At 60.9% G+C, this 4195-nt stretch carries 5 protein-coding genes; 2 read left to right on the forward strand and 3 right to left on the reverse strand.

Translation table 11 applies throughout. The annotated features are described in order from the left end of the window. Positions 1 to 69: 69 nt before the first annotated feature. Positions 70 to 765, forward strand: a complete 696-nt coding sequence (gene modB, locus ACRC0P_RS15795) for a molybdate ABC transporter permease subunit (protein WP_438632267.1) — start codon at positions 70 to 72, stop codon at positions 763 to 765. Beyond that, the gene (gene modC / locus ACRC0P_RS15800; RefSeq protein WP_438632268.1) at positions 765 to 1853 is read left to right on the forward strand and encodes a molybdenum ABC transporter ATP-binding protein; all 1089 of its coding nucleotides are present in this window, start codon (positions 765 to 767) and stop codon (positions 1851 to 1853) included. The genes modB and modC overlap by 1 nt, the downstream gene beginning before the upstream one ends. Positions 1854 to 1971: 118 nt before the next feature. Here the strand turns inward: modC and ACRC0P_RS15805 are convergent, their stop codons facing one another. The 3 genes from ACRC0P_RS15805 to ACRC0P_RS15815 form a co-directional block, all read right to left on the reverse strand. After that, on the reverse strand, positions 1972 to 2775 hold the full coding sequence (locus ACRC0P_RS15805; RefSeq protein WP_438632269.1) for a TOBE domain-containing protein: 804 nt from the start codon (positions 2773 to 2775) through the stop codon (positions 1972 to 1974). A gap of 15 nt (positions 2776 to 2790) precedes the next feature. After that, complete coding sequence (gene xthA, locus ACRC0P_RS15810; RefSeq protein WP_438632270.1) at positions 2791 to 3606, reverse strand: exodeoxyribonuclease III; 816 nt, start codon at positions 3604 to 3606, stop codon at positions 2791 to 2793. A gap of 56 nt (positions 3607 to 3662) precedes the next feature. Then, the coding region (locus tag ACRC0P_RS15815; protein ID WP_438632271.1) for a transposase at positions 3663 to 4195 on the reverse strand (533 nt) is incomplete at its 5' end.

Genomic DNA, 4195 nt, shown 5'->3' on the forward strand with positions numbered 1-4195 from the left:
GCTTTCGGTGCGCACGGCGCACCCTGCGGTCGCAATTTGAGAGACGCCCAGTAGATAGAGTTTTCAAACATGGGATTTTCAGAGGCGGACTGGGAGGCCATCTGGCTCACCCTGCGGCTGGCGAGCACGGTCACAGTCCTGCTGCTGGTGATAGGCACGCCCATCGCCTGGTGGCTGGCCAGGACCCGCTCGCGGTGGAAGGGCCCGGTGGGAGCCATAGTGGCGCTGCCGCTGGTGCTGCCGCCGACGGTGCTGGGTTTTTACCTGCTGCTGGTCATGGGACCGAATGGCCCGGTGGGACAGCTCACCCAGGCCCTGGGGCTGGGAACACTGCCGTTTACCTTCCGGGGACTGGTGGTTGCTTCCCTGTTTTATTCCATGCCCTTTGTGGTGCAGCCGATCCAGAATGCGATCGAAGCGCTTGGAGAGCGCCCGCTGGAAGTGGCTGCGACCCTGCGCGCCGGGCCCTGGGACCGGTTTTTTACCGTGGTGCTGCCCCTGGCGAAACCGGGTTTTGTCACCGCGAGTATTCTCGGCTTTGCCCACACCGTCGGTGAGTTTGGCGTGATACTGATGATCGGCGGCAATATTCCCGGCGAGACCCGCGTGGTGTCCGTGCAGATCTACGATCGTGTCGAGGCGCTGGAGTACGCGCAGGCCCACTGGCTGGCCGGAGCCATGCTGCTGTTTTCCTTTGTCGTGCTGCTGGGGCTCTATGTGTTTCAACATCGGCGGCCGCGCGCCGGCTTGAGGTACTGGGTCTGATGCCAAATAGTATTCACACTCGGTTTCTCGTGACTTTTCCGTCGGCGGGCGAGCAGCCGTTTTGCCTGGATGTGGATGCGACCCTCCCCGGGCGCGGGATCAGCGCTATTTTCGGTCACTCGGGTTCCGGCAAGACGACATTGCTGCGCTGTATCGCCGGGTTGCAGAGAAACGATGGGGCACGTCTGGTCGTCAACGGCGATATCTGGCAGGACGGGAGGCTATTTCTCCCCGCCCATAAGCGGCCCCTGGGCTATGTGTTTCAGGAAGCCAGTCTGTTTCCGCACCTGAGTGCCCGGGGCAACCTGGATTACGCAGTCAAGCGTGGCGGCAAACGCCGGCCTGAATTGATCGAGCATGTGATCTCCCTGATGGGCATCGAGCCCATTTTGGGTCGCTATCCGGAGCAGATGTCCGGCGGCGAGCGGCAGAGGGTCGCCATAGCGCGCGCGCTGCTGATTCGCCCGCGGCTGTTGCTGATGGACGAACCGTTGGCATCCCTGGACACGGCGCGCAAGCAGGAAATCCTGCCCTACCTGGAGCGGCTGCGCTCCGAATTCGATATTCCCATCCTGTACGTCAGCCACTCGATCGACGAAGTGGCGCGGCTGGCGGATCATCTACTGGTGCTGGATCGCGGCAGGGTGGCGGCCCAGGGCGAAGTGTCCGGAGTGCTGTCGCGGCTGGATCTGCCGCTGCGTCTCGGGGAGGAAACCGGAGTAGTCCTGCAGGGCAGGGTGCTGGAGCGGGACAAGCGCTGGCACCTGGTGCGTATCGGTTTCGCCGGCGGCGAACTCTGGCTGCGCGACGGCGGCGATCCGCTGGAGCAACAGATCCGTGTGCGCATTCTGGCCCGGGACGTGAGCCTGGCGCTGGAATCCCACGGGGACACCAGTATTCTCAACCGGCTGCCGGTCGAGGTTACCGAACTTGCTCCCGATAGTGACGACGCCATGGCACTGGTGCGACTAAAGTGCGGAGCCAGCCATATCATTGCCCGGCTGACCCGCAGATCGGTCGATCACCTGGGGATTGCACCGGGTAAAAAAGTCTGGGCGCAGATAAAATCCGTGGCGATCGTGAAGTAGGGGTTGCTGCGGTGGTAGAGTACGCCGTGCGTACCGAAAAATGCTGAAGGAAAAATAATGGTGCGCACGGCGCACCCTACGTGTCGGCTCGGTGTCGCCCTTGGTTATTGGCTATTGGTTATTCGGCCATCAAAATCACACTGGAAGCCTTGAAAAAGGCGCAGGCGTTGTCACCTTCTTTCAACCCCAGGTTTTCGACACTGTCATTGGTGATAATCGCCGAAATGCTCTTGCCGCCGCCCAGGTCGAGAGTGATATCGCTGTTCACCGCACCGACAGTAATGCGCGAGACCACGCCGACCAGCTTGTTACGCGCACTGGTCTGCAGCTCCGTATCCCTGCTCAGCAGCACCCAGGAGGCCTTGATCAGGGCTATGGCACTGGCGCCGACCTTCAGCCCCAGGGCCTGCAGGCTGTCGTTGGTGATAATGGCGGTCAGGCTCTGGTCGGCGCCGATGCGCAGCTCCACTTCCGCGTTCACCGAACCCGGATTGACCTTGATGATCTCGCCGCGAAACTGGTTGCGCGCACTGGTTTTCACCGATTCGCTCCTGATGAAGTTGGCGATGTCGCCGACGGAGTGCAGCCTGGCGCCCAGGCGCTGGAGAAAGTTTTCGTGCTCCTCCTGCAGAGCCAGGAAACCGCGGATGATTTCCCGGCCCAAATCCGTGATCGCGGTGCCACCGCCCCTGGCACCGCCGGCTGAGCGGACCACCAGCGGTTGCTCGGACATATTGTTCATTGCGTCCACCCGGTCCCAGGCGGTCTTGTAGCTGATGCCGACCTCTTTGGCCGCGGCGGAAATGGAGCCGCATTCCTCGATGCCCCGCAGCAGTTGGATCTGCGCGGCGGTGAAGACGTACTGGTCCTCACTCAGCAGGAACAGGCTGCCTTGCAGGCTGGCCGGTTTAGCTTTGCCCACGACTGGCCGCCCGCGCTAGATATCGAATTCGGCCCACACGGGCGCGTGATCCGAGGGGCGCTCCATGGCGCGGATGTCGTAGTCGATGCCGGTGGCCACGCACTGGCGGGCCAGGGGCTGGCTGGCCAGGATCAGGTCGATACGCAGGCCTCGCTTGGGGTCGCGCTCGAAGCCCCGGCTGCGGTAGTCGAACCAGCTGAATATATCATTGGTGTCCGGGTTCTGTTCGCGGAAGGTATCCACCAGTCCCCAGCCCTGGATTTTTTCCAGCCACTCGCGCTCCTCGGGCAGGAAGCTGCACTTGCCGTCGCGCAGCCAGCGCTTGCGGTTGGGTTCGCCGATGCCGATATCCAGGTCCGTGGGGGAGATATTCATATCGCCGATCACCAGCAGGGGGGCACTGGGGTTACAGTGCTTTTGCAGGTATGTGTCCAGGTCCGCGTAGTATTTGCGCTTGGCAGGGAATTTGATTGGATGCTCGCGGCTTTCCCCCTGGGGGAAGTAGCCGTTGATCACCGTCAGCGGTTCCCCTTTGCCGATATCGAACTGGCCGATCACCGTGCGTCGCTGGGCGTCGGCGCCGTCTTCGGGGAAGCCGTACTCCTCTTTGACAAACGGCAGGCGGGAGAGCAGGGCGACGCCGTAGTGGGTTTTCTGGCCGGAAAAAATAACTTCGTAACCGAGGTCGCGCACCACATCCACGGGAAAATCCTCGTCGGTGACCTTGGTTTCCTGCAGGCCGATAATCTCCGGACTGTGGCTTTGCACCAGCGCCTCCATCTGGTGCAGGCGCGCGCGGATGCTGTTGACGTTGAAGGATACGATTTTCATATTTTCCCCCTGAAAATAAAAAGGTTGGGCGGACCCAACCTGAAAAAAAAGCCTCGTCAGTAAAATCTGTGGGCCGTCTCCGGCACAGGTAGCCGCCCAAGCGCATGGTATAGCGCTATTTCCAGGCATCTGTAGGTCCTGAAGCCGTAGGATTTTCTGGCAGTCACTTTCGCTTTCAGCCCCTCGACAACGCCGTTGGAGATGGCCTTCTTGGCCTTGAACCAGTTCAGGATCAGCTCCCGATGCTGGCGGATATTCCTGGCCACTTTCTTCATCGGTTCGATCTTCGAGCGCATGGCCCGCGTGGTCCAGCGATCCAGGAACTTTCCCGCCCATGCTGGCGACACATATTCCCACAGACCGTTAAAGTCTTCCCGCAGCAGGTAGGCGCGGATACTTCTCAAGTTGTACTTCAGCAACTCTGAGAGTTTCGCCTCCTGGTTCTCCGTCAGGTTCTCTCTGCGTTTCAGCAAACTCCAGCGGCTTTTTGTCAGCACTGGTTCGTAGCCGTCCTTCTTTAGCTGCCTGTGTTCTTCCGCCCGCACGCTGTCGATGGCCTTGTTGAACATCGACATGATGTGGAACCGAT

The sequence above is a fragment of the Microbulbifer sp. genome (genome assembly GCF_051659245.1).
In the GTDB taxonomy this organism is placed as follows: domain Bacteria; phylum Pseudomonadota; class Gammaproteobacteria; order Pseudomonadales; family Cellvibrionaceae; genus Microbulbifer.

Bases quoted from the DNA above. Each gene is read 5' to 3' on its own strand.
- xthA (WP_438632270.1), bottom strand. From the start codon at position 3,606: ATGAAAATCGTATCCTTCAACGTCAACAGCATCCGCGCGCGCCTGCAC.
- modB (WP_438632267.1), top strand. From the start codon at position 70: ATGGGATTTTCAGAGGCGGACTGGGAGGCCATCTGGCTCACCCTGCGG.
- modC (WP_438632268.1), top strand. From the start codon at position 765: ATGCCAAATAGTATTCACACTCGGTTTCTCGTGACTTTTCCGTCGGCG.